Here is a 26,891-nt window from a genome sequence, read left to right as displayed (position 1 = left end):
TTTTAAGTTATTAATTATGACAAAATGGATAACAATAACAGTTCGCAGTAAAAATATATTGCTATAGCCTGTAAAAGAGGTTAATATCTTTAAGATATTGTTAACTTTTAAAAGTAGGTGGGATAATGCAAAGTCATAAGATGAAGACTGCTACAAGTAGACAATCTTATATTCAAACATCATTGATATTGATGCTATTGTTTGCATCTTGGGGTATATGGTGGTCATTTTTTCAAATTTGGTTAACTTCTAAAGATCAAGGTTTGGGTTTGAATGGTAGTAACGTAGGTTTAATCTTTACAACTAATTCATTTGTCACATTGATTTTCGTCTTCATTTATGGCGTCATTCAAGATAAATTGCAGTTAAAGCGTGGACTATTAATTGTCTGTTCATGCCTATCTACGTTAGTAGCACCCTTTTTTATATGGGTCTTTGTTCCTTTAATTCAACATACATTTGGGCTCGCTATCGCTGTTGGTTCTATATTCTTATCAAGTGGATTTTTAGCGGCTATAGGTTTATTCGAAGCTGTTAGTGAAAAAATGAGTCGAACTTACCACTTTAATTATGGTCAAGCTCGTGCTTGGGGCACATTTGGCTATGCTATCGTGGCACTCATCGCTGGTTTTATTTTTAATATTAATCCTTACTTAAATTTCTGGTTAGGTTCTGTCCTTGGTCTAGTACTCTTACTTGTTCTTTCGTTATGGAAAACCGTGCCACAAACAAGTAATGATTCGGGGAATAGTTCAGGTTATATGGAACCGGTTCCGTCTATAACATCGATGCTTTTTTTATTAAAAGTTAAAGATATTTGGAAAATTATTATTTTCACTATGTTTTCTTGGTCGTTTTATACCATTTTTGAACAACAAATGTTTCCTGAATTTTATACTGACTTATTTTCATCTGCTAGTTTAGGCCATAAAGCATACGGCACAATTAATTCAATTCAAGTATTTTTCGAAGCTATAATGATGGGTGTTGTTCCATTAATTATGCACAAAATTGGAGTCAAACGAACGATATTGATTGGTGTATCAATTATGTTTATACGTATTGGGGTATCTAGTATCATTTCAAGTCCGTACAGTGCTTCAGTGATTAAAATGTTTCAAGCTTTAGAAATACCATTTTTTGTCTTACCTATGTTCCGTTATATTACATTACATTTTGATACAAAATTATCTGCAGTTATTTACATGATTGGCTACAATGTCTCTGCACAAATCGGTCAAGTCATATTATCTAGCCCACTCGGTATCTTAAGAGACCATCTTGGCTATCAACCAACATTTTTCGTTATTGCCATCATCATTTGTATCGCTGGCATTTTTGGTTACTTCACGTTAAGAAAAGACGATGACTTCGTCTATGGAGATGTCTTTAATAAATCTTAGGTAGATTAGTATTGTTTGGGGAAGCGAGGCAGATATAATTCTTTTAAAAGTCGTGTCGTAGATTCCAACTTGCATATTAATGAAACAATTAAAATCGTACACGAAGGTACTACTGGCTAAAATCAATCTACAAAACAACAAAAAAGCTAGCGAGGGATTAGGGTAATCCTTCTGCTAGCTTTGTATTTATACGTTGAAGTTGTTATGTGACTTTATAATATAGAGGCTTCATCTATGGTGCTTAACTTTTTAATCATACTTTGACTGTGTTCATCTAAGTTGATGACATAAACTGTGTTGTGTTGAAGTTTTAATTTATCCACTAAAGTATCTATTGCATTGACTGCTGAATCATCCCACAATTTTGCTTGTTGAAAATCAAGTGTGATTGTACGATCTTGTTCATGTATATCGATTTGCTTCATTATCGATTCAACTGATGCAAAGAATACTGGTCCTCTCAAGTAATAGTATATATCCATACCTTCTACATGTTTATCCACTTTTATATGTGAAATTTTCGTAGCAAAGAATAAAGCACTTAAAATAACACCAATCACCACACCTATAGCTAAATTATGTGTTGCAAGTACGATGATGACAGTCAATAACATCACTATAGCATCTGTCTTAGGCGCTTTAACTAAATATTTAAATGACTTCCAATCAAATGTTCCTACTGACACCATTACCATAATACTAGCTAAGATTGGCATAGGAATTTGAACGACAAAGTTTCCTAACACAATAATCATAAACATCAAGACTGTACCTGCTGTCAATGTTGATAATCTTGTAGTAGCTCCAGAACGCACATTAATCATCGATTGGCCAATCATGGCACACCCACCCATAGCACCAAACATACCGGAAAAAATATTAGCAATTCCTTGACCACGTGATTCTCTATTTTTATTACTTGATGTATCTGTGACCGTATCTATTAATTTTGAAGTTAATAAACTTTCAACTAAGCCGACAATAGCCATTGACGCAGAATAAGGTAAAATAATTTTTAAGGTATCCAGATTAAAAGGCACATTAGGAATAACTAATTGCGGTAATGTACGTTTAATATCACCTAAATCGCCTACAGTATGTACATTAGAACCTGTTGTCATGGATACAATGGTCAATATGATAATCGCGATTAATGGTGCGGGAATAGCTGTAAAATAACGTGGCAATACATAAATAATAAGTAAGGTTACTATGACATAAATATATGTATCTATTGAAATACCAAAAATATGTTCAATTTGTGCCATAAATATCATAATTGCTAAGGCATTGACGAAACCAATCATGACAGAATTGGGGATAAATTTAATAAGTTGCCCCACTTTAAATATGCCTAGTATTAATTGAATGACTCCCATTAAAATAGTCGCAGCAATTAAATAATCCAGACCGTAGTCTTTAACTAGTGGTGTCACAATTAACGCTACCGCACCGGTTGCTGCTGATATCATAGCTGGTCTTCCACCTACAAAGGCACTAACGACTGCAATAATGAAAGAAGCATATAAACCAATCATCGGATCCACGCCTGCAATGATAGAAAAGGCAATCGCTTCTGGTATTAATGCTAGTGCAACGACGATACCTGCTAATATATTGGTCTTAGGGTCTTTAAACCATTCATTTTTTATTTTGTTGTTCATATTTGCTCCTTTCAAATTTTTATATTTATATGTACATTCCATATAAACAACTAATTTTTTCTTATAATCAAAACAAACCTATTTTAGCAGTATTCATAATGACTATCTATAGTTAATGTCATTTATTAATCAAGACAATACATCTATCAAGATACATAGGCAATCACCTTGCCAACATGACCCGCCATAGAATCAAATTGTACAAACAGAACAACAGCTCGAAACATCACTCGTTCCAAGCTGTCATCCAGTCATTATTTTATTATGTTATTGTTTATCGTATGTCTGTAACGCTTCTTCCATAATATTCCATACTTGCTCCACATCAACCTCAGTTGCAAAATAAGCATTCGCAGCTTTACCAGTAACACGATTTAAATCTACTGACATGGTGCCATAAGTTAAGTCACTTTGATGTTCTATATCAATATTCACATGTTGCATTGTAAATACTTCTGGATGCAATAAATATAAAATTGTACATGCATCATGAATAGGTCCGCCGTCCATATCAAAAAATTTTTTATAAGTTGATTTGAAAAAGCGTAATAATTCTACGACAAATTGTGCAACATCGTTATCTATATGACTAAAGCGCTCAATCACTTGATCAGTTGCTAAGACTTGGTGTGTGACGTCTAAGCCAAAGACATTGATACGTATACCACTCTCAAAAACACGTTTTGCAGCTTCTGCATCTACCCATATATTAAATTCTGCTGTAGGTGTCCAATTACCAAACGTACCACCGCCCATTAGAGTGATAGAAGCTATATTATCTGCAATGTCAGGTCGACGAATTAATGCTGTCGCGACATTCGTTAAAGGGCCCGTCGCAACGATAGTCACTGGCTCTGAACTAGTTGTAACATGATGAATAATAACATCGGCAGCCGCTTGCTTAAGTGGTTCTTTAGCTGGTTTATCTGGAAGTGTTGGTCCATCTAAGCCACTTTCACCATGTATTTCAGCTGCAAATGCTGCTTCTTTGATCAACGGTCGATTTGCTCCAACTGCTACATCAATATCATCACGTCCCATTATATCTAGCACATTCAACGCGTTCGTAGTATTTTTCTCTACTGCTTGATTTCCAGCAACCGTAGTTACTGCTAATATATCTAATGTACTGTTTGCGGCTCCTGCTAAAATTAAGGCTATAGCATCATCATGCCCTGGATCACAATCCATAATTATCTTTGTCGACATTACTACAACACACCTTTCCTAAATATTATAAAATTCTATAGTTCATCATAACCTTATCACTGATGTCACCTTTAACATTTATTGTAAACGTTATTATAACGATACGCATTGTCATTTTCTCTAAAACAAATTCAAAATTTGTTACTTCGTCTAAAATTTACTATATCAACTTGGTTTGTTAGCAAGTCATTTTTGACATAAAAATGAGACTATTTGAAATACATCAGTGTATCAAATAGTCTCTCATTATGGGGTATGGTTTATATTAAGTCTTGGTAGATGACGACTTTCTAATTATTTTAGTTCGTCAGCTTTTGACATAATATCTTTGAGTGTCTGTACTGAGTGCGCAAATTGAGTGCGTTCTTCTTCATTTAATGGTGTTTCTACAACATTACGAATACCACCTCTATTGATGACAGCAGGTACGCCAATATATAAATCTTCTTGACCATATTCTCCTTCCAATAAAGCAGAAATTGTTAATACAGCGTCTTCATTTCTAAAAATAGCTTCGGTAATTCTTGTTAAGCCCATAGCTACACCATAATATGTGGCACCTTTAGCTTTGATAATATCATAAGCGGCATCTCTAGTTTGAACAAAGATTTGTGCCACTTTTTCTTTTTCTTGTGGGTGTTTTTCTAAAATTTCTTTTAGAGGTTGTCCCGCAATATTAGCATGTGACCATACTGCTAATTCAGTATCTCCGTGTTCACCAATAATTTGTGCGTGAACACTACTTGGTGCCACATCAAATTCTTCACTTAATAATAATCTGAAACGTGCAGAATCTAAAATTGTTCCTGAACCTATAACACGTTCTTTAGGCAATCCAGAGAATTTCCATGTTGCATAAGAAAGAATATCAACTGGATTTGTAGCTACTAAGAAAATACCATCAAATTGAGATGCCATTACTTCATCTACAATAGATTTAAATATTTTCAAGTTTTTACTTACTAGATCTAAACGTGTTTCTCCTGGTTTTTGAGCAGCTCCTGCACAAATAACAACTAAATCTGCATCATGACAATCACTATACTCACCAGCTTTAACACGAACGGTTGTTGGAGAATAAGGTGTTGCATGTTTTAAATCCATCACATCACCTTTTACTTTTTCAGTATCTAAGTCAATGATAACTAATTCATCAACGATACTTTGGTTAACAAGTGAAAATGCATAACTAGATCCAACTGCCCCATTTCCGATAAGTACTACTTTATTTCCTTTAAATTGGTTCATTTTTTAAAACTCCCTTTAATATTGTTGTCTAAACCTTTGATGGTTTACTATTTCATTATCTTTAAGGTGCCATTAACACCTCTAACTTTAACTAATTCCTTCATATTTAATAATCAAATAAAACTTTGTGATTTATTTCACATATAGAATGTAACACGCATATAAATAACGGTCAATTATTAATTGTGATTTATTTCACATTTTTATAATAACTTTACACTTTCTGCGTTTTCTATACCTAATTAATTTCAACATCGAGTAGGAGGATAACCATTATTTGATTATCCGTCCTCTCACACCACCGAGCGTACGGTTCCGTACTCGGCGGTTCAATATCTTGCGTAAGCCGTCTCTGCGAGTTGGGTTAATGGTTCTAACCCCCACTTGTAGAGACGTTTTGTTGTAAGTGCACGATGAACTTCATGCGTTGATGATAAGCGCCAGTATTTCTTTCTTGAATTGGCAATTTTCATTGCACTCTTATGGTCAAGTCCATACTTACGTAACATCTTATATTTGGTTTTTATTCTTTTCCATCTTTTGAGGATTAGTTGTCTAATGCGTCGGTTTAACCATGATTGTAACTTCGTTACAAAACCTGTAATAAATCCTTTACCAAAGTAATTTATCCACCCTCGTGTTACTTGATTAATTTCTGATATAATCTCTTTAAAGGTACCTGGTTGTAAATGTCAATAAAAGAATGTACAAAAATGATTGTTTAAGAATGTACAAAAATGTCATTCTGTCTTTTCAACTTTCACAAAATGGTCTTTTAACCGATAAGACTTCCCAGTTATTTTTATGACATTTGAGTGATGTAATATGCGATCTAAAATGGCATTAGCTATTTTAGGGTCTTCAAATATTTCATTCCATAAATTGAAATTAATATTTGTAGTAAAAATGGTACTTTTCTTCTCATATCTTAAATCAATCAGTTGGAAAAAGAGTTTGGCATCTTCACTATCAATAGGTAAATAGCCTATTTCATCAATAATTAGTAATTTATATTTACTATAGTGCTTGAGTCTATTTTCTAACCGATTCTCTAATTGAGATTTTTTCAAATTTTGTATTAAATCATGACATTTAATGAAATACGTACTTACTCTTTTTTTCGCTGCTGACATACCAATTGATGTAGCTAAATGGGTTTTACCTACACCACTTGGACCTAAAAAGACAATATTCTGATGGTTTTCTATAAATCGTAAATGAGTAAAATCTACGATTTCTTGTTTATTGACGTTAGGTTGGAATGAAAAGTCAAAGTCGCACAGTTCCTTTTTAAAAGGGAATGCTGCTACCTTAACCATTGATTCAATCATATTCTTTTCTTTAACTGCGATTTCATAATCACTCAATTTAATTAAAGTATCAATAAATGATAAATCGTTAGTGATACTAAAATCTATCACTTCATCTAAATGAGTAATCATTTGATTCATTTTTAGATATGACAGATTATCTTTTAAACGTTGGTAGTTAGTAATATTATTCATCATACATCTCTCCTATCGTTTTTAAATTATCTAAGGCCAGCTGATTAATATCATCATGGTCTCCATAGGAGACAGCTAGCGTTTCTAAATAGTGTTGTTGCTGATAATTTAATTTATGATGGGTAATAGGATGCTCAACGATTAATTTGGTGTTATAATAAACAAACAAACGTTGATCATAAACTTGAACTTCAACCGTTTTTCCATAGTATTCAGCAGGAACTGAGTACTGATTGGAGCGATATGTAATCATATTCGAACGATTGACTTTCAAATATTTATGTTCTACTTTATATGAGTTTCTTACATGGACATTGGGTAATGGCTGTAAGAAGCTCTTTTCTTTTTTTACTTCAATAATTGGTATTTTTCCTGTCCCATTATGCACTGAGTAATTCAAACGATCATTTAATTCGTCAATAAATTGTGGAATTTCATGTAAGTATAATTGTCCTTGATAGGCATGAATTTCATCTAATATTTTCATAATGGATTCAACTTTACCTTTCGTTCTAGGACGACCAGCTATACACGGCTTCACTTTAAAATTAAAATCATCAGCGAATTGTTTGAATTTAGGATTAACTTGTCCACTAAACGTTTCAGTCCTAGGTTGACTCATCACTGTTTTCATATTATCTGTAACAAGTTCCTCTGGAACACCTTCAATAGATTCAAAAGCTTGAACCATTAAATTAAGTAATACATCTAATGATTTACTCATCGTAACTTGCATAATTTTGAAGCGTGAATATGACAGGAGTAAAACACCAATATTTAAAGATACCTCTTGATGATCCTTCGTTTTAAATCTTATATCTTCCTTCCAATCAAATTGAGCTTGGCAACCTGGTTTTGTTTCAAATCTAGTTGTTCCAACAGGCGTTGACTTTTGTCGTCCTTTTTTAAAATAATTATTGAATAAATCATGTTTTCTTATATATGTTCTAAATGTGGAATACGCACAATTTAGACCATGATTATCTTTAAGGTATTGCCATAACACGCGTTTATAAAAGAATTTCTGTTCACATTCTTCAGACAACAATTCTTTTATTAAATCATAATAGGGATCAATTTTAGATTGTTTTTTTCGATTAACCGAAGGTTTAAAGCCATTTAAATATTTATCTATTGTTCTTCGATCTACATTCATTTGTCTTGCGATTTCACTTTTATTAATTTTCATGTTTAAGCTCTCCATAACAATTTTTAATTTTGGTAAATCTGAAAGAGTTGTAACTTCATAATCTGTATTTATATCTAAAGATAATTTCATTGTTATTCACCTCAATAAAATTATCTCTAAATTTTACAGATTGTACATACTTAAACAGTCAAAAGTGTACATTATTAAATTATCATTTCCACCTGGTCTATTTCGTTTCGTTAGACGTCTTAAGGTGCGTTTTAAATTTCTTCTTGCTTCCATAGTCGGTCTGAAACGATAAGTGCCATTTACTTTGGTCATTAGACAACTCAAGAACTTTAAACGTGTGATAGAACCTACCTTGCTCTTTTCACTATTTACAATAAGTTTAAGGTCTTTTTCGATAAACTTTGTCACACTTTCCATGACACGTTGACCCGCTCGTTTTGTACGTACAAAGATGACGAAGTCATCTGCATAACGAACAAAGCGATGACCACGTTTCTCCAATTCATTATCTAATTCGTGAAGATAAATATTACAAAGTAACGGGGAAATAACACCACCTTGCGGTGCACCTATTTCTCTACTTCGATAATTACCATTGAGGTCGATTGCACCAACCTGTAGGCTTCTACGAATAAATTTAGAAATGGCTTTATCTTGAACATGTCGTTCAAATAGATACATTAATTTATCATGGTTCAACATATCAAAGCACTGTTTTAAATCACAATCAACTGCAACTAAGTAACCTTCTTCATAGTATGTTGCACATTCTTTAAGTGCAGTTCCTGTACTACGATTCGGTCTAAAGCCATGACTGTGTTTTGAGAAAGTACGGTCGATACTAGGTTCAATGACTTGTTTAATGGCTTGTTGGATAACTCTGTCTCTTGCGACAGGGATTCCAAGCACGCGCTTTTTCCCATTTGATTTAGGTATTTCAACCTTTCTTACTGCTTGTGGCTTATACGTGCCATCAAGCAGTTTTTGTTTAATTTGTGGAAAGTATTTTGCGAAATGTGATGTTAATTCACTTACTCGCATGCCATCGATGCCAGGTGCACCGTTGTTTTTCTTCACTTTCTTAATTGCTTTTTGTATATTATTCTCTCTTACAACAAGCTCCATCATAGATGGAGACTCACGATACATTTCTTTCATTTCACCTAAGATTTACTGTACGCACTCATATATCCTTTTTCGTTCCACTACTTATCTTTCTATGAGTTGCCAATCATTAATTGTATTCTGTACGTTGTAAATCTCTAACCTCCATTCTTTACTTTGTATGAATATTGTTCAGTCCTTCAGTATTTCTACCTACTATGACCTCTGCTGACTTCTCATCATTCGTTATTACTACGATTTTTTTATCGCTGATGAGACCTCCCCGGGTAAGAGTAACCACTTTCCACTCATTCCACTGCATCATTTACTATATAGAACTCGGGTAGTATCGGACTTTATCTTGTATTGCAGATTCATCCATTCCACATAGCCTTGTATGATATTTCTGTTCGTCAGTGCGAGTGTTTGCGTCCGACTTCCTTCAGATTCCATTTCACAATGGACACCCTTGTCTTTCGCTAACAGTTCCTACTACCAAGCCTGTAACGGACTTTCACCGTCTAGTAATTACCCATGCCGGGCGCACAATAAAAGAGATATGACCATTTATCTGATCATATCTCTTATTGATATTTTTAATTTGCTGATGTTGAATTGCTATATAAAAATAGCTTGTCTTTATATAGTAGATTTAACAAAACCCATTCATTTATCTTATAGTACATTATTTAGTATATCTTTGTTAAATTTCGACAAATACAGCCTATTTTTAATGTATATTTAGTCAATTGTATACAATTTTTGCTAAAAAGTAAGGAAATAAATAAAAATGTCATATAATTATCAAACTTTTAGAAATAATTATATTTTTTTGTTTCAAACAATTGAATATGACAATTTTTAGTAGAATAATTGAATTAAACAGATTAAAGGAGGAGTATCATGCTTACAGAACAAGAAAAAGATATTATCAAACAAACGGTGCCATTATTAAAAGACAAAGGAACAGAAATTACATCTATTTTCTATCCTAAAATGTTCAAGGCACATCCCGAACTTTTAAATATGTTCAACCAAACTAACCAAAAGAAAGGTATGCAATCTTCTGCCTTAGCACAAGCAGTAATGGCTGCAGCAGTTAATATTGATAATTTATCAGTGATTAAACCTGTCATTATGCCAGTAGCTCATAAACACTGTGCGTTACAAGTTTATGAAGAACATTATCCAATCGTGGGGGAAAATTTATTAAAAGCTATCCAAGACGTCACTGGTCTAGAAGAAGACGATCCAGTTATTCAAACTTGGGCTAAAGCGTATGGTGAAATTGCTGATGTCTTTATTCAAATTGAAAAAGAAATCTATGATCAAATGCTATGGATTGGGTTTAAACCTTTCAAAGTTACTAAAATCAAACAAGAATCTGAAGATATTAAATCATTTACAGTTGAGTCAGAAGATTATGACTTAAGTCAATTTGAAGCTGGACAATATATTACTGTAGATGTTTCAAGTGATAAACTTCCATATAGAGCTAAACGTCACTATTCAATCGTTTCAGGCGATAAAAATCACTTAACTTTCGGTGTTAAACGTGATGTAACAACTGAACACGAAGGCGAAGTTTCAACTATTTTACATGATGAAGTTAAAGAAGGAGATATGATTAACTTAGCTGCTCCAGTTGGTGGATTCGTCTTAGAAAATACTGATAAACCTCAATTATTCTTAGGATCAGGTATCGGTGTTACACCATTGGTTGCTATGTTTGATGCGGCTACGGCTAAAGGTGCTGACACTCAAATGGTTCAAGTCGCAGCTGATAGTAATCATTTACCATTTAAAGATGAGTTTAATCAAATTGCTAGTCAAAATGACAATGCCAAACTATACACTCACTTAAAAGATGACAGTGGCTATTTAGATGCTGAAGGTATTAAACCATTCTTAGAAAATAATCCAGAAGTTTATATTTGTGGTGGTACTAAATTCTTACAATCTATGATTGAAGCACTTAAAGCACTTGATTATGATATGAACCATGTTCATTTCGAAACATTCGTACCAAGATTAAGTGTTGAAGTTTAATAATTAAAAAAAGAGGTTGGGATGATTCATGAAAGTTAATACACGTTACGTTCAAGTATTTGTACTTTATTTAATTAGTGTTATCACTTCAAATATTGTTACAAATAGCAATAGTTTAATTAAAACACTTGTTCAAACACTTACAGGATTCACTGTATTTTCAATTGGCTTAAGATATTTAACAAAACGCAAACAGAAAAAAGCGTAAGTGAAGACTAAGAGGAGAAGGCATCGTTGCATGCTCTCTCCTCTTTTTTCATATTCAACATTCAACAAATCGTGTTAATAGAAAATAACTTTAAATTTTTTATCAGTACGATTTATTATAGAACCATTTTATTACTTAGTCATCATTGCTTGATTAAGATAGACACCATGTTGTGGTGTTTCAAATAATTGTAGTTGATACATCTGACTACCTTGTGGTAAGTGTTTATTAAATTCATCCCACAACCATTGTGCTATATTTTCAGCAGTTGTATTAAATGAAGGCAATGTGTCATTAAGTAGTTGGTGATGTAACTTAGGTTTGATAAAAACTTCATAAATATGGTCAATATCATTAAAATCCATAGCCATTCCCAAGTCATTTATCGATGATAACACATCTACTTCTAAGTCATATAAATGTTGTTGCAAATCTTTAAATTGCGTTGCCGAAAAATAAATTCTATTATCACAAATAAATTTGTAACTTTGCTTTAACACAACTTCTCCACTTTTGTATTGAAAATGTTGTGGTGCCATCAGATGATCGAATTGAGTCATATTATTATCCCCCTTTTCAACTTAATAAGTATATTCTATATCACTTTTATGTTTTTAGTTATTATTTTAGGTAATCTTAATAGTAAGACATTAATTATATTTGGAAAGGAAGATAGCAATGACTGTTGATATTGAACGCATTTATGACCATAACCAAGAGCAAGATGTAGTACGTGTATTAGTAGATAGAGTATGGCCTCGAGGTATTTCTAAAGAAAAGGCTCAGTTAGATCACTGGTTAAAAGATGTAGGACCTACAACTGAATTACGTAAATGGTTTAATCATGACCCACAACGTTTTCAAGCATTCAAAGAAAAGTATGAACAAGAGTTACGTCATAATGATGATCAGAAGGCTGCTTTTAAAGAGCTTCAAGATATCGTTAACAATAATGAACACGTGTTATTACTATATGCAGCCAAAGATGAACAATACAATCAAGCCGTTGTGCTACAACAGCTATTAACAAAGTAAGTTAATAAATATTAGTCACGTTACCAATAGACATATTGCAAACAACCGTTGAAAGATAACTATTTCTTAACTTGTCATGCGAGATAGCCATAGTGTATGATAGAGATTCAAATGACTATGGTGAGTAGCATGATTCAACTCAACTTGTCACTATTCAACACGATTTACAAACTATTTTCACAAAATCATTAAGATTAGTTTATGATGTAAATAGTAATAAATTTATGGAGTTGATGACATGAGAATAAATGTTTTGCAACATACGCCAAATGAGGGTACAGGATTTATCAGTGATTGGGCTAAGGACAACGGACATGAGATGTATATTTATCATCCCTATTTTTATAACGGTATTTTACCAAGTGCTCAAGACACAGACTTACTTATTATTCTAGGTGGTCCAATGAGTCCAAATGATTCACATGATTGGATTGGTAAAGAAAGAGAATTAATTAGAACATTATTAGCAGAGCATAAGCCAATGTTTGGTGCTTGTTTTGGTGCTCAGCAAATAACAAAAGCATTAGGGTATACTGTAACTAAATCACCAGTAAAAGAAGTTGGTTGGGATACAGTCTATCTTAAATCTGATACTATTCCAGATTTACCTAAAGCATTGACAGCGTTACATTGGCATGAAGATATGTTCCAAATTCCTAACAATGCTGAACTGTTATTTTCAAGTGATCATTTAACTAATCAAGGTTTCCTATTAAATGATAACGTGATTGGCTTGCAATTTCATTTTGAACCAGGACCTTTTGAAGTTAAAGAAATCGTGACGAATGATTTTGCTTATGCAGTTGATTCTGTATTAAATCAAACCCCTCAAGACATCCTTAATCATGAAGTTCCTAAGGAAAATAAAAAAGTAATGTACAAATTATTAGATTATATTGTTAGTAAATAAGTTAAATATGGAAATAGTCTAACATACCTTTTTTATCCGTATTACAACGATGCATAAGTTATATTATTTACAACTAATACACAAAGGGGAGTGGGACAGAAATGAATGTTATATAACATTCATTTCTGTCCCACTCCCCCTTTTACTGACTACCTATTTATACTCTATTTTGATTTCTCATTATGCTGAAACATTTCATAGTCATGCCACTTTTAGTCGATACCACAGTAATCCTATGAATGCTGAAATGGCACATAAAACAAATAGTAGACTGCTATGATGATTAATTAAATATCCACCCATCATTGAGCCTAATGTAATTCCAACATACATCGCAGTTTGATTCCATGCCATGACACTGCCTGAGAATGCAGCATGTCGTTTAGCAATAAATGATTGATACGCCGAAAATATTAAGTAGCCACTAAATGCCCAAATTGATAGCATTGGCAATAATAACACTGGCATTTTAATAATTAAACTGAGTATGATTAACACAATCCCTAAAGCCGTCATGCCTATTTTAATGACTTTATCATTACCTAACTTGTCTGCTAGCCATCCTCCAGATAGACTTCCTATTAACGCGCCAATACCATAAAAAGTAAAGGCGATACTTACCATGACAGTAGTTAAGCCGGTTACATTTTTGAAAATTGTTCCTAAGAACGTGTAGACACCATATACTGCCAACGCCCAAAACATTGTAACAGCTACGTCAATTACCATATGTTTAAAGGCCATTAGATTCATATTAGATTGTTCCATCTGTTTAATAATATTAGGTAGTACTGCACTATTTAGCAAACTTAAAATGACTGTACTTATAGCTAATAGGATAAATACTGTTCTCCAATGTGTTGCACTTGCAATTAGATTACCTATAGGCGCACCCACCCAAATAGCAGTTAAAAATCCAGAAGTAGCAATTGATAAATAAAGACCATTTTTCTTTTGAGGTGCTAAGTCACCTGTGATAGCAAACACAGAAGACGTAATCATTGCTGCTGAACCCCCAGCAAAGATACGACTAAGCAAAATGGTTAAGTATGATCCAGAGATATACGTTATGCCATTAGCAATAGCGAATAATATCAATCCAACAATAATATTGCGCTTTTTCCCCCAGTGATCTGCTATTATACCAAATATTGGTGCTGTCACAGCATAAATAATTGCAAATGACGTTACAATCCAGCTAGCTTGTTGAGACGATATACCAAAATCCTCAGTCATCGATGGTAGCAAGGGAGAGACAACAAATAAGTCAGTACCGACAAAGAATAATGTTAACCATGCAACTACAAGTTGATATTGACTCGTTCTTAAGTGTTTCATTTTTCTAACCTTCTTTAAATATATGTTTACTTTAAGTGTATGACGATATCGTATTGCTTTCAACCCATTGAAAATGTACAAATATTTACTTTTACGTAGCAAAGTTCTACACTAATAGTTGTGAATTTATTTGAACAATACATAGAAAGAGAGCGTGTTTTATTTTGAAATTCCTCAAATTTGCAAGCGTACTTGCCGCATCTACATTAGCATTAACAGCATGTGGCTCATCCCATTCTTCAGATAAAGATTTAAATGTGTCTTTACCACTTAAGACGAAATCCATCGCACCTTATGAAACAGATGTTCCAGTTAAAATTGGTGCCGCAGAGTCTTTATTTAAAACAGATAAAAATGGAGATATTAAAAAATTATTAGTTAAATCATATAAACAACCTGACCCTAATACATTAGACATTGAACTAAAAGACAATATTAAATTTCAAAATGGTCATAAATTAACAGCTGAAAAAGTGAAAAACAGCCTAGAAAATAGTATTAACAAAAGTGACTTAGTCAAATATTCATTACCCATCAAACACATTTCAGCTAAGGGTCAACATTTAACTATCACAACTAAAGAAGCGTATCCTGAACTAGTTTCAGAACTGGCTAATCCATTTATGGCAATATATGATACTGATGCCAAAACAGATGTTAACAAAGCACCTATTGGTACTGGACCTTATCAAATTAAAGATTATAAACAATCACAAAAAATCTCATTATCCAAATACGATCATTATTGGCAAGGTCAACCAAAATTAAATCATATTACAGTGACGTATCAAGAAGATGGTAATAACCGAGTACGTAATCTTGAATCGAATAAAGTTGATTTAATTACTGACGTACCTGTTGATAAAGTTAAGGACATCGATCGTAACAGTGATTTAAAAACCACTAAAGAATCTGGCTTTAGAACATCACTATTAATGTATAACCAAACAAGCGATAAAATGACTCAAAACACACGCCAAGCATTAGACAAAATCATAGATAGAAAAGGGATTGCGGAACATATTTATCAAGGATACGCGAAACCAGCTACTGGTCCATTTAATGACAAACTAAAATTTGTTAAAGAACCGTCACTATCATCACAAGATATTAATGAAGCTAAAAAACTATTAGCAAAAGAAGGTTATTCTGCTAAACATCCACTTAAAATTCGTTTAGTAACTTATGATGGTCGACCTGAGTTACCAAAAATTGCACAAGTATTACAGTCAGATGCTAAAAAAGCAAATGTAGATATAGATATTAAAAAAGTAGATGACATTGAAGGTTATTTAAAAGATAAATCACAATGGGATGCTACAATGTATAGTTTTGGAACAATACCACGTGGTGATACTGGCTACTTCTTTAATCAAGCCTATAAAAAAGATGGTACAATTAATAAAGGCAACTATCATAATGAAAAAGTAGAATCTTTAATTGATAAATTAAATTCAACTGTAGATAAAAATGAACGCCATCAAATTTCTAATGAAATTATTAAACAATCGACTAAAGATACTCCTAGTAGCTACATTGCTTATAACGATCAAATCGTCGCTGCACAAAAAAATGTCAAAAATTATCAAGTAACACCTGAAGGTATTTACTTAATAGACTATAAAACAACAAAAGAAAAATAATTTAAGCATAGTATGACAAAATCACTGAAAGAATTTATATTCTTTTGGTGATTTTTTTGTTTACTTTTATATGTTTTCTCTTAACATGTCCAATTTCTCACTAATTTTCAAGAAAAATATTAAAAAGTCATAAATTTTCCATTAAATTTTCGCCCTCTTTTTTTAATAATTCTGCAAGAATATTAAATCACATAAATGCATATTCATACATTAAATTCAGTGTTGATTTCCGGCTATTCTTATCTCAAACAACATCATTTAAATTGTTGCATAACTTAAATTTATAATATTTTAATTCATAATAAATAAACTAGATATACATGTAATGTTTATCATAATTCCTATTTCAAATATAGAATTATCAATACATATCATGAATACATTCCGTTTATTTTAAATACCTTCTAAAACAGCTTATTTAAAAACTTTAATAATTTTTATTTCCTGTTAATATTTATTTTCATTGTTTTTTATAAATTACATTTAAGTATATATATAAATGTTAATGTTGGTGTACAACTAAATTCGTTAATACTAATAATAAAAATAAACAACATTTCCCTATTTTTGTATATTGCAAAACATATATATCTTAAATAACATGAATGTATAAATATTTATTTGAGGTGAATAATTGTGAAAAAGAAAAGTATTTATTCAATTAGAAAATTAAGTGTGGGCATCGCATCTGTATCTTTAGGTGCATTATTTATCCTTGGTGGTCATTCTGCTTCTGCAGCTGAGTATGAAGGTTCTTATTGGAATGACAACACTAATGGTCCTGATTTTTCATTAGCAGACGGATCAGTATGGAATGACAATGTAAGTGCACCAGATAACACTAATGTTGAAGGTTCTGGTTCTTATTGGGATGATAACGTAAGCGGTCCTGATAACACTAATGTTGAAGGTTCTGGTTCTTACTGGGATGATAACGTAAGTGGTCCTGATAACACTAATGTTGAAGGTTCTGGTTCTTATTGGGATGATAACATCAGTGGTCCTGACCATACTCTAGTTGATGGTGAAATTTCTGGTTCTTATTGGGACGATAATATCAGTGGTCCTGACCATACTTTAGTTGAAGGCGAAACTTCTGGTTCTTACTGGAGTGACGATGTGTTCAACCCTAATGAAATTTACAATCCAACAGAAGTCCCTAATATGGCTGACGAACCTAAAGCTGAGGAACCTACTCCTGAGAACCCAGCAACTGAAGATCCTAAAGCTGAGGAACCTACTCCTGAGAACCCAACAACTGAAGATCCTAAAGCTGAGGAACCTAAAGCTGAAAATCCAGCAACTGAAAATCCAGCAACTGAAGATCCTATGGTTGAAGAACCTAGTATGGAAGAACCTAGTATGGAACTACCATCATCTGATGACGATGTAGTAGAAGTTGTAGCACCTGGTCAAACTTTAGGTGAAATTGCAGATGCTTATGGTGTAACTCCAGAAGCTATTGCTAAAGCAAATGGTATCACTGTTGATAGTATTATCTATCCTGGTCAAGAATTAGTGATTCCTTCATCTAATGTAGAAATGTCTAATGGTACAATGGAATAAGGTCAAGCTACTCAATCTATGAATGCTTTACCTGAAACAGGAGAAAATGATAGTACTTACGCTACTACAATTTTTGGTGGTTTATCATTAATCCTTGGTACTACACTATTAGCAAAACGTCGTCGTGAACAATAATTTTTATAATATTAATTGCATTTAACATATGAAATTACATTCAATAAGCACAAAGGATTGGCACTTTTAAAGTACCAATCCTTTGTTTTCTTTATATAATATATTGTTTTTGATATTTAACTCGACCTTACTATTTTTTTATTTATGTTCTTCCAAACTTTAATAGTCTCATAGCGTTTAAGATTACAATCAAGATACTAGCTTCATGAACAAACATGCCAACAGACATAGTTAGCCAATGACTTGTAAACAAAGCAATTAATAAGAATATGACAGTTGATACTGCTATCATTATATTTTCAATCATATTTCTATTTGTTTTTTTACTTAATTTAATAGCATGATTTAAATGTTTAAAATCTGATTTTACGAGAACAACATCTGAAGTATCTATGGCAACATCTGTACCACTACCTACGGCAATTCCTATATCTGCTATAGCTATTGATGGGCTATCATTAATACCATCTCCTACAAATGCTACAACATGACCTTGATCCTTCAATTTCTGTACATAATCTGCTTTGTCTTTCGGAAACATATTCCCAATCGCTGTAGTTAATCCCAACTCTTTCGCTACAATATCTACACTCGTTTGATTATCACCAGAAAGTACCACTAATTGTTTAATACCTAATTTCGACATTTGCTTTAATTGTTGTTTAATATCCAATCTCACTTTATCTTTAATACCTAACGTTACACATAATTGATTATTGATAGCTACCATAACAATAGAATGTCCTAACGATTCAAGCTCATCAATATGTTGCAAACTATTTGTCGGGAAATTAATATGATGTTCTTTCATCAGTTGTTTATTACCAACATAAACTCTATCACCGTTGACTTGTGCTTCTATACCTTGACCTCTAACAACATTCATGTGATTAATAGGTACTGTCTCGATGTTATCCAAATAATCGACTATAGCATTTGCTAAAGGGTGATTAGATTCGATTTCAATACTTTTTAAATATTGTAAGGCTTGATGAATCTGACTACTATAATTATATTGTTGGTGTACTTTTGGTTGTCCTTCAGTTAATGTACCAGTTTTATCAAAAATCATCGTATCTACTTTACTTAACGATCGGATTATTTCAGCGCCCTTCAATAAAATACCATGACGTGCCCCATTTCCAATACCTGCAACATTCGACACAGGTACGCCAATAACTAGTGCTCCTGGACATCCTAATACTAATACTGTAATTGCTAATTCTATATTTCGACTAATAATATAAACGACAATACTCATTATTAATATAAGAGGTGTGTAATATTTAGCAAATTGATCAATAAAACGTTCAGCTTGGGATTTGCTATCTTGTGCATTTTCAACAAGTTCTATAATTTTCCCAAATGCTGTCTCTTCTCCCACTTTATCAGTCTGAACATATAATATACCATTCTCTAATATTGTACCTGCTAATACAGTATCATTTTCACTTTTATAAATACCTTTACTTTCACCTGTAATACTAGCTTCATTGACAACACCAGATCCATTAACAATGGTGCCATCAACTGGAAGACGTTCTCCTGTCTTTACTTGTAAAATATCGTTTTTAGTAACATCAAATATATCTACTTTTTTAAAACGATTATCAACTAATTTCATAGCTGTTTGTGGTTCTAAATCTGTCAATTCTTTGATTGCTCTTCTTGTTTTATTCATTGTTTTTTGTTCTAAATAACTACCAAATAAAAATAAGAAAGTTACAACTGCTGCTTCTTCATAATTTCTTATAACAATTGCCCCTATAACGGCAATTGTCACTAAAACATCTATACTTAAAACCCTTATTTTAATACTTTGATATGCTTGAAGTGCAATAGGTAATACACCTATAATACCTGCAATGAGCATTACAATATTACTAAATAAGACCAACTTAAAAAGTAAATTGGTAATCATTGCAATGATAATTAATATAGCGTTAACCCATGTTATTGTTGCTTTATGTTTAAGTATAAAACGTTGCATTTATTCACCCTCTTCGTTATGACTTAATCATTGTTTATCGTGAAACAATTTACTAATTTTATAGTGCATAGTCATTTACATTTTTGCTTTAAGACGGTAACGTTCGACTGGATAACCTAATTTTTCAATGTTATTAACAATTGTTGTGATATTTACTTTTTGAGAATCAAAAGTTGTAAATACTTTACTACTATTAAAACGAATATCTATACTTTCATTTTCAACTCCGTCAATTTTTCTTAATGCATGATTAATCTTCTTAATACAACTTGGACAAGTTAAAGGTTCTAATTTTAATTCTGCAATTGTCATTTATAAAACTCCTTCCGTTGTGTTTGTATCTTTACTATATCTACTTTTTAAAAGTTAATAATTGACATAGGTCAACTTTTTTCAATAAATAATATATTATAGTGAATATAACAATATTTAATGAAAAAGAGGTGATTATAATGCAGTGCAATCATTCATTAGCTCAGTGTGTTCATTATGTTCCTATATTTAAAAACTTATCGGATCATTTACTTACTGGTATCAAACAATATTTAACTTCATTGCATCTTGCTAAAAATGAATTTGTTTATCAAGAAGGTGATTTAGCTAATAAACTATATATTGTTAATAGTGGGCAAATCCATATATTTCGTTTGAGTGAAGATGGACATGAACAATTAGTAAGAATTTTAAAACCAGGGGATTTTATTGGAGAATGGGATATATTCGATAATGAAGATACATTTCATCAAGATTTCGCTCAAGCAATAAAGCCTACTAACTTATGTGTATTAGAACAACAACATTTCAGTTCTTTTTTATTAAATAATCCTTCTGTAGCAATTAATATCATACGAGAAATGGCCCATAGACTTAATCAGGCAGATCAAATGCTATTAACAATGTCATCACAAGAAGTTATGGATAGGCTTGTTTACTACTTATTGAGTATTAAAGATCAATCTTCAATTATTCATCTTCCGATGTCTAGAAAAGACTTAGCATCATATTTGGGTACTTCTCCAGAAACACTATCAAGACGATTCAAAAAATTAGTTCAAAATAAAATTATACAAGTTCATAAGCCAACTATGATTGAAATAATTAACTTACAGCAATTGCAAAATTACTTAGATAATTGATTGTACATCTATAAATAATTAATTTCTGAATACTTTGTGAAATATTGAACTTTCTAGACTTCTTTTATGATACTCAGGGTATAGAATTATATAACGACTTTAAGGAGTGACGATATGTTTAATTTAGATAATCAAGTTGCATTAATCACAGGTGGTGCTAACGGCATTGGCAAAGGGATTGTCGAAGCCTTATATCGTGCAGGCGCTACAGTGATTGTAGCTGACATAGATCAACACAATGGAGAACAAACAGCTAAATTATTTAAAGGTGCCTATTATCATCTTGATGTTACTGATAAGCAAGCGATACACCAAACCATTGATACGATTATAGAAGATTATGGCAAAATTGATATTTTAGCTTCTAATACAGGTATATTCCCTCAGGCAATGATTGAAGATATGACTGATGATGATTGGGATAAAATTATGAATGTTAATCTTAAGAGTATGTTCCATGTGACGCAAAAAGTATTGGCTCATATGAAATCTAGACAATACGGTCGTGTTATTATTACATCTTCTGTCACTGGTCCAATTACAGGATATCCAGGTTGGGCTCATTACGGTGCTTCTAAAGCGGGTCAATTGGGCTATATGCGTAGTGCAGCACTTGAATACGCTAAGTTTGGCATCACTGTCAATGCTGTTCAACCAGGTAATATTTTAACTGAAGGTTTAAAAGCAAAGGGTGATAGTTATATTGAAAATACTAAAAAAATTGTTCCTACTCACGATTTAGGCGAACCAACAGACATTGGTTATGCGGTCGTATACTTTGCCTCTAAAGAAGCTAAATTTGTTACTGGACAAGCAATTGTGGTTGATGGTGGACAAACCTTACCTGAAGAACCCGATGGCATTCTATAACTTTGAACATCACCATTTATCATTTAGAAGATAAATTAAAAACAGCAATAAGAGGATGATTATTGTAATATCCTTCTTACTGCTGTTTTTGTCATAATATATTACTGATGAGTGGAACTACGATACAAATCTTGTTAATGATCATTGGTATAACTTTGAACATTTCATAAGCAAGTTATGATTAAGCGTCTACTAAGCACTTAAAATAATTTATTAATGTAACTCTTTACTTAATTATTCAAATAAAATTCTAAAGCAACGATCCATGTAGCTTTCATCTTTCTTGTCTTCCTTAATCTGCTGTGCTAGATCAGCATTATCTGTAATAATACCGTCTACTGGAGATTGTAAATATTTCGTAATATCCTCTTCCCCATCAATCGTCCAAGTGTACACTTGTTTATGTTCACGATGAGCCTGATTAACTAGTCTTGGTGTATATGAAAAATCTTCGATAACAAAGAAGTCTAAATTCGTATCTTTAAAATGACCAAACTGCAATGGAATAATATAACCACTATCAATTTCAGGTGCTTGTCGTTTCAATTTTGTCATGACATTATAGTCTAATGACATCACTCTATAATCACGTTCGACGTCATATTGCTTTAATTTATTAATTACACGTTCAGTATAGTCGTTTGGTTCTGTGCCTTGAGGCTTCAGTTCAACTAGTAATTTAACATGAGATTGTTTAGCCTGTTTAATAAAATCATCTAAAGATACGATTTTATCTTTATGACCATCTTGATGTGTTGGCAAGCCGACAACATCTTTAAATTTAGATTCTGAAATATTTTTATTAATACCTGTTAGTCTTTTTAAATTATTATCATGACTAACAACAAAGCGATGATCTTTAGTCATAATTGTATCCAATTCGACATAATCAACATGCTGTTTGGCAGCAGCTTTTAATGAAGTAAGTGAATTTTCTACACCTTTATCAGTAAAGCCTCGGTGACCGACAATTTTAATGTGTTGATTTATCGTATTACTATACAGTAAGTACATGTTATAACCAACAAAGCACAGTGTGGCAACAATCATCGTTATAATAAACAACTTAGATTTCCGCTTCGGCTTAGGATATTGCAACTCCAATGCAGGATGATTAATGACATCTTGTTGTTTTAAATGTAGTACTAGGACACTTATCAATGATAATTTTGAAAATAAATAATAGATAAACAAACAACTTTTAATCATAACGAAATACATAGAAGATAGTATAAAACTATGTCCATCTTCATCAAAGTAATTAAAGACAAAAGTCGTTACCGCGATAATCAATACTAAAATGATAGAAAGCACCAATTCTAAAATGACAATGTCAATCACTAGTCTAATTTTATTATTTTTCGTAATTTGCCAACTTAACTTCATATTTTTATAAACTGACTGTCGATTTAAAATAGTTGGTGGATTTTATAATCAACTTAGCCACCTATAAATAAAAAACGTCACGTGAATTTCATGTTATTATTGAGGCTCTCACACTCTTCAATAAAGGATGAATTCACATGACGCAAAATCATTGTAACACGATAAAACATAAAGGAACACACCTAACTTATGAAGAACGCATTCGTATCGAAACCCTTAAAGATTTAGGCTTTTCTAATCGTGCTATTGCACGTGAATTAGGACGTGCGCCTCAAACTATCCATAATGAAATAAAACGCGGTACTACACGTCAAATTTCACGCCAAAAATATCAAGATAAAGTTTATGAATATGAACAATTCCAATATATTCCATCACTCGCACAACAAAATTACTACAAGAATCGACAACGTTGTGGCGCACAATCTTTATGGCGGAAAAATCCTCATTTTATAGCTTGGGCTGATGACTTAATGATTCAACAACGTTGGTCACCTGAAGCTGTTGTGGCATGTGCTCATCGTGAAAATGTATTCCGTAAAGATTTAATACCATGTGTGACAACTTTATATGCTTGGATTAATGATAATATCATGGCGACTAAAAATATCCATCTTTTAGAGAAGTTAAAACGTCGAATGTCTAATCAAACTTATCATCGTACACATCGTCGTATTTTAGGTCCAAGTATTGAACAGCGTCCACAGGACGTCCAATCTCGTCAAACCTTTGGACATTGGGAAATCGATACTGTCATCAGTACCAAAGATAAATCTAAACCTGTCATCTTAACACTCGTTGAACGTGCTACACGTTTTGAAATCTTAAAGCTGATTAATGATAAAAGCGCTCATTCAGTCTCACAAGGATTAACATCAATATTTAAGCATTTAAAGTCGCTCACACCACATATATTCAAATCAATCACAGCAGATAATGGCTCAGAATTCGCATCATTATATGAAGAATTTGGTCATGACATCAATATTTATTTCGCACATCCATTTTCATCATTTGAACGTGGTACCAGTGAAAATCAACATAAAATGTTACGTCGATTTATACCTAAAGGAACTGATCTATCAACCGTGAGTCAATGTCGCTTAAAACAAGTGCAACAATTTATGAATGATTATCCTAGAAAAATCCTAGGCTATGACACAGCTCATCATAGAATGGCTCAAGCATTAAAAGTATTAAATCTATTATAGTTATTTAACAGCTAAATACTTTAGCTGTTACTAACCCAAGATGAGTCATAGATAGAATATCTACCACTCATCTTGGGTTTACAAAACAGAAAAGAGCCTAAAACGTTAGTACTACTTAAAAAATATAAGTGGCTAACTTAAACTTGAAATTTACGATTTAAAATAGTTAAAGGCAATGTAAAAATAAATTTAAAATTCAAGACAAAGACAATAATCATAAAAACACTATAAAATATTAAGCCTTTAGTTGTTTTCAATAGCTCTTCTGTTAAAAATTTAGGTATGTAAAGATTTTTCGTTAAGACAGAACTTAAACCTAAATTAGCGATGGGAATCATTAATATCAAATAGAGCAAGAAGAAGATAAAAGACAAACCAATTAATTTTCGAACGTTATATAAAGCATTCTTGATAATGGACTTTATTGTAATAATTTGACGATCAAAGCCCGCATAAATCATATAAACCAGTAATGAAAATTCGACATAAATTAAAAATGCGATACTCAAAATGAATATCATTAATAGTGTCAAACTTAATGGATGGGAGATAATTGTCATCCAATTTTTATTCGTTAATTGACTTTGCGATGCTGCCATTAACATTAAATTGAATAGTACAATTAAGTAGGTACTACTAATGATAACCATGACCAACTGCAGCAAAATACCATTAACACCAAAACGACCTTTATTTTGATACAGCAGTTTTAATACGGTCCATATGTCTGTCATTGTTCTTTTCATAAACACGCTCCATGTTATTTACATAATAACTTCTATCTTAATATTCTTTTTTATGACAGGTCAATAAGAAGTTAACAATGTAGGTAATATTCATCTATTATAGTTGCCATATTGATTTCATGTTTCCACCAAATGTTGATGCTTATTGGGTCCGCGAAGCAGGGTCAGGTCCTTCTTACATGGATATTGATCATAAAAATGCCTTTACTGAAAAACACGTTAAATGGTTAGCTTACAATACCATGCATATAGCCAATATTTTAAAAGCCCATCCTATACCCAATATTAGGAATCTATTGAACGATTAAATGAGTAGGTTCAAGAGTATCACTAACAATACAACAATTATTTAAAGTTGGTTCTCACAAATTAGGCTCATCACTTTAAATATATAATGGCATGGTATGATACTGAAGTTAATGGTGGTCTTTTATGATGTATAGAGAAGTTGATATGCATATTAAATGATCAAGTCTATTTAAACTCAATGTATATTTAACAACACCACAACTTTAATATACATCACCATACAGAGAAGCACGTCCTGTTAAAGTTATAACTTTACAGAACGTGCTTCATTGTTGAGTTTTAATTGTATTTATAATTCAACGGGAATTTTCCCTTTGAAATCAACATAGCGATAAGCTGCTTTCACAGCTTCATCATCTGGTGCTTCAACTTCTTCTAATTGATATGGGATGCCTAATGTTTTCCATTTATGGACACCTAACTGATGATAAGGTAAGATTTCAAACTTCTCGACGTTATCGAGTGAATTAATAAATTTACCTAATTCAACCAAATCTTCTTTATCATCTGAATAGCCAGGTACAAGTACGTGACGAATCCATACAGGTTGCTTCATTGCAGATAGTTTTCGAGCAAAATTTAAAATATGTGTATTTGGTTTACCCGTCAATTTAATATGTTTATCGTTATTAATATGTTTAATATCTAACAATATTAAATCTGTATGTTTCTGTAATTCATCAAAATGTCTCTCAAATGCTTTAGTGTCATTGGCACAACCAGCAGAAGTGTCAAGACATGTATGCACACCATTGTGTTGTAATTCGGCAAATAATTTTTCTAAAAATGGCATTTGTAGTAACGGTTCTCCTCCGCTTACTGTCACACCACCACCTGAGGCATCAAAATATGGTTTATATGGTAAGATTTCGTCAACCATTTCCTCAATAGTTACCTCTCTTGATGGCTCATTAATTTTCCAAGTATCTGGGTTATGACAGTATAAGCATCTGAGTAAACATCCTTGCGTAAATAAGATATATCTTAAACCTGGTCCATCGACAGTTCCTAAACTCTCTACAGAATGTAAGTGTCCCTTTAGCATTGTGCTCCCACCTTATTTGTTA

Annotated in this window: 22 protein-coding genes and 4 pseudogenes; 12 read left to right on the top strand and 14 right to left on the bottom strand. The window is 32.3% G+C overall.

Annotation, left to right across the window (positions count from 1 at the left end):
* Nucleotides 1-125: 125 nt before the first annotated feature.
* On the top strand, nucleotides 126-1,403 hold the full coding sequence (locus tag J3R86_RS00860; protein ID WP_242688982.1) for an oligosaccharide MFS transporter: 1,278 nt from the start codon (nucleotides 126-128) through the stop codon (nucleotides 1,401-1,403).
* Between the two features lie 212 nt (nucleotides 1,404-1,615).
* Here J3R86_RS00860 and J3R86_RS00855 read toward each other — a convergent pair whose 3' ends face one another.
* The 7 genes and pseudogenes from J3R86_RS00855 to ltrA all read right to left on the bottom strand — a co-directional run.
* Nucleotides 1,616-3,067: a SulP family inorganic anion transporter gene (locus tag J3R86_RS00855; RefSeq protein ID WP_207517653.1), complete on the bottom strand. Its 1,452-nt coding sequence runs from the start codon at nucleotides 3,065-3,067 to the stop codon at nucleotides 1,616-1,618.
* A gap of 267 nt (nucleotides 3,068-3,334) precedes the next feature.
* The gene (locus J3R86_RS00850) at nucleotides 3,335-4,276 is read right to left on the bottom strand and encodes a nucleoside hydrolase (protein WP_207517652.1); all 942 of its coding nucleotides are present in this window, start codon (nucleotides 4,274-4,276) and stop codon (nucleotides 3,335-3,337) included.
* Between the two features lie 294 nt (nucleotides 4,277-4,570).
* The gene (locus tag J3R86_RS00845; RefSeq protein ID WP_207517651.1) at nucleotides 4,571-5,524 is read right to left on the bottom strand and encodes an L-lactate dehydrogenase; all 954 of its coding nucleotides are present in this window, start codon (nucleotides 5,522-5,524) and stop codon (nucleotides 4,571-4,573) included.
* A 329-nt stretch (nucleotides 5,525-5,853) separates the two neighbouring features.
* A pseudogene (locus J3R86_RS12265) lies at nucleotides 5,854-6,210 on the bottom strand (group II intron maturase-specific domain-containing protein); the annotation flags it as partial.
* A gap of 54 nt (nucleotides 6,211-6,264) precedes the next feature.
* The gene (gene istB / locus J3R86_RS00835) at nucleotides 6,265-7,029 is read right to left on the bottom strand and encodes an IS21-like element helper ATPase IstB (protein WP_207516745.1); all 765 of its coding nucleotides are present in this window, start codon (nucleotides 7,027-7,029) and stop codon (nucleotides 6,265-6,267) included.
* Nucleotides 7,022-8,308 carry an IS21 family transposase gene (gene istA, locus J3R86_RS00830; protein WP_207516747.1) on the bottom strand — a complete coding sequence of 429 codons (1,287 nt, stop codon included), beginning with the start codon at nucleotides 8,306-8,308 and terminating at the stop codon, nucleotides 7,022-7,024. Before istA ends, istB begins: the two co-directional genes overlap by 8 nt.
* Nucleotides 8,309-8,398: 90 nt before the next feature.
* A pseudogene (ltrA, locus tag J3R86_RS00825) lies at nucleotides 8,399-9,337 on the bottom strand (group II intron reverse transcriptase/maturase); the annotation flags it as partial.
* Nucleotides 9,338-10,195: 858 nt separating this feature from the next.
* Between ltrA and J3R86_RS00820 the strand changes: the two are divergent.
* Complete coding sequence (locus J3R86_RS00820; RefSeq protein ID WP_207517650.1) at nucleotides 10,196-11,341, top strand: globin domain-containing protein; 1,146 nt, start codon at nucleotides 10,196-10,198, stop codon at nucleotides 11,339-11,341.
* Nucleotides 11,342-11,369: 28 nt separating this feature from the next.
* Entirely contained in the window at nucleotides 11,370-11,549 is a 180-nt protein-coding gene (locus J3R86_RS00815) for a hypothetical protein (RefSeq protein WP_002462576.1), read from the top strand.
* 131 nt (nucleotides 11,550-11,680) lie between these two features.
* Here J3R86_RS00815 and J3R86_RS00810 read toward each other — a convergent pair whose 3' ends face one another.
* Complete coding sequence (locus J3R86_RS00810) at nucleotides 11,681-12,109, bottom strand: 6-pyruvoyl trahydropterin synthase family protein (protein WP_207517649.1); 429 nt, start codon at nucleotides 12,107-12,109, stop codon at nucleotides 11,681-11,683.
* Nucleotides 12,110-12,227: 118 nt separating this feature from the next.
* Here J3R86_RS00810 and J3R86_RS00805 point away from each other — a divergent pair, with 118 nt between their 5' ends.
* Entirely contained in the window at nucleotides 12,228-12,584 is a 357-nt protein-coding gene (locus tag J3R86_RS00805) for a DUF488 domain-containing protein (RefSeq protein WP_207517648.1), read from the top strand.
* Between the two features lie 238 nt (nucleotides 12,585-12,822).
* Nucleotides 12,823-13,494 carry a type 1 glutamine amidotransferase gene (locus tag J3R86_RS00800; protein WP_207517647.1) on the top strand — a complete coding sequence of 224 codons (672 nt, stop codon included), beginning with the start codon at nucleotides 12,823-12,825 and terminating at the stop codon, nucleotides 13,492-13,494.
* 201 nt (nucleotides 13,495-13,695) lie between these two features.
* Here J3R86_RS00800 and J3R86_RS00795 read toward each other — a convergent pair whose 3' ends face one another.
* The gene (locus tag J3R86_RS00795) at nucleotides 13,696-14,832 is read right to left on the bottom strand and encodes an MFS transporter (protein ID WP_207517646.1); all 1,137 of its coding nucleotides are present in this window, start codon (nucleotides 14,830-14,832) and stop codon (nucleotides 13,696-13,698) included.
* 164 nt (nucleotides 14,833-14,996) lie between these two features.
* Here J3R86_RS00795 and nikA point away from each other — a divergent pair, with 164 nt between their 5' ends.
* From nikA to J3R86_RS00780, 3 genes are all read left to right on the top strand, one after another.
* On the top strand, nucleotides 14,997-16,475 hold the full coding sequence (gene nikA, locus J3R86_RS00790) for a nickel ABC transporter substrate-binding protein (RefSeq protein WP_207517645.1): 1,479 nt from the start codon (nucleotides 14,997-14,999) through the stop codon (nucleotides 16,473-16,475).
* 636 nt (nucleotides 16,476-17,111) lie between these two features.
* Nucleotides 17,112-18,041 (top strand): LysM peptidoglycan-binding domain-containing protein, encoded by a 930-nt coding sequence (locus J3R86_RS12295; protein WP_207517644.1) that lies wholly within the window; start codon nucleotides 17,112-17,114, stop codon nucleotides 18,039-18,041.
* 18 nt (nucleotides 18,042-18,059) lie between these two features.
* Nucleotides 18,060-18,176, top strand: coding sequence for an LPXTG cell wall anchor domain-containing protein (locus J3R86_RS00780; RefSeq protein ID WP_002464227.1), 117 nt, complete (start codon nucleotides 18,060-18,062; stop codon nucleotides 18,174-18,176).
* A gap of 142 nt (nucleotides 18,177-18,318) precedes the next feature.
* On the opposite strand, the gene J3R86_RS00775 is transcribed toward J3R86_RS00780, so the two are convergent.
* Together J3R86_RS00775 and J3R86_RS00770 are read right to left on the bottom strand one after the other, a co-directional pair.
* Nucleotides 18,319-20,166, bottom strand: coding sequence for a heavy metal translocating P-type ATPase (locus J3R86_RS00775; protein ID WP_207517643.1), 1,848 nt, complete (start codon nucleotides 20,164-20,166; stop codon nucleotides 18,319-18,321).
* Between the two features lie 75 nt (nucleotides 20,167-20,241).
* Nucleotides 20,242-20,478, bottom strand: coding sequence for a heavy-metal-associated domain-containing protein (locus J3R86_RS00770; protein WP_207517642.1), 237 nt, complete (start codon nucleotides 20,476-20,478; stop codon nucleotides 20,242-20,244).
* 140 nt (nucleotides 20,479-20,618) lie between these two features.
* Here J3R86_RS00770 and J3R86_RS00765 point away from each other — a divergent pair, with 140 nt between their 5' ends.
* A complete protein-coding gene (locus J3R86_RS00765) occupies nucleotides 20,619-21,302 on the top strand; it encodes a Crp/Fnr family transcriptional regulator (RefSeq protein ID WP_207517641.1) in 684 nt (227 codons plus the stop codon).
* A gap of 114 nt (nucleotides 21,303-21,416) precedes the next feature.
* Complete coding sequence (locus J3R86_RS00760; RefSeq protein ID WP_207517640.1) at nucleotides 21,417-22,172, top strand: SDR family oxidoreductase; 756 nt, start codon at nucleotides 21,417-21,419, stop codon at nucleotides 22,170-22,172.
* Between the two features lie 234 nt (nucleotides 22,173-22,406).
* Here the strand turns inward: J3R86_RS00760 and J3R86_RS00755 are convergent.
* Nucleotides 22,407-23,597: pseudogene (locus tag J3R86_RS00755) on the bottom strand (glycerophosphodiester phosphodiesterase family protein); the annotation flags it as partial.
* Between the two features lie 98 nt (nucleotides 23,598-23,695).
* Here J3R86_RS00755 and J3R86_RS00750 point away from each other — a divergent pair.
* Nucleotides 23,696-24,769: an IS30 family transposase gene (locus J3R86_RS00750; RefSeq protein WP_207516515.1), complete on the top strand. Its 1,074-nt coding sequence runs from the start codon at nucleotides 23,696-23,698 to the stop codon at nucleotides 24,767-24,769.
* A 149-nt stretch (nucleotides 24,770-24,918) separates the two neighbouring features.
* Here J3R86_RS00750 and J3R86_RS00745 read toward each other — a convergent pair.
* Nucleotides 24,919-25,515 (bottom strand): annotated as a pseudogene (locus J3R86_RS00745) (glycerophosphoryl diester phosphodiesterase membrane domain-containing protein); the annotation flags it as partial.
* A gap of 119 nt (nucleotides 25,516-25,634) precedes the next feature.
* On the opposite strand from J3R86_RS00745, the gene J3R86_RS00740 reads away from it, so the two are divergent.
* A complete protein-coding gene (locus J3R86_RS00740; RefSeq protein WP_347564099.1) occupies nucleotides 25,635-25,823 on the top strand; it encodes a hypothetical protein in 189 nt (62 codons plus the stop codon).
* Between the two features lie 290 nt (nucleotides 25,824-26,113).
* Here the strand turns inward: J3R86_RS00740 and pflA are convergent, their stop codons facing one another.
* Nucleotides 26,114-26,869: a pyruvate formate-lyase-activating protein gene (gene pflA, locus J3R86_RS00735; RefSeq protein ID WP_207517637.1), complete on the bottom strand. Its 756-nt coding sequence runs from the start codon at nucleotides 26,867-26,869 to the stop codon at nucleotides 26,114-26,116.
* Nucleotides 26,870-26,891: the final 22 nt, after the last annotated feature.

Source organism: Staphylococcus simiae (assembly GCF_017357005.1).
Lineage (GTDB): Bacteria > Bacillota > Bacilli > Staphylococcales > Staphylococcaceae > Staphylococcus > Staphylococcus simiae_A.
The sequence above is the reverse complement of the archived record's forward strand: the minus strand, read 5'-3'. Positions and strand labels throughout refer to the sequence as shown.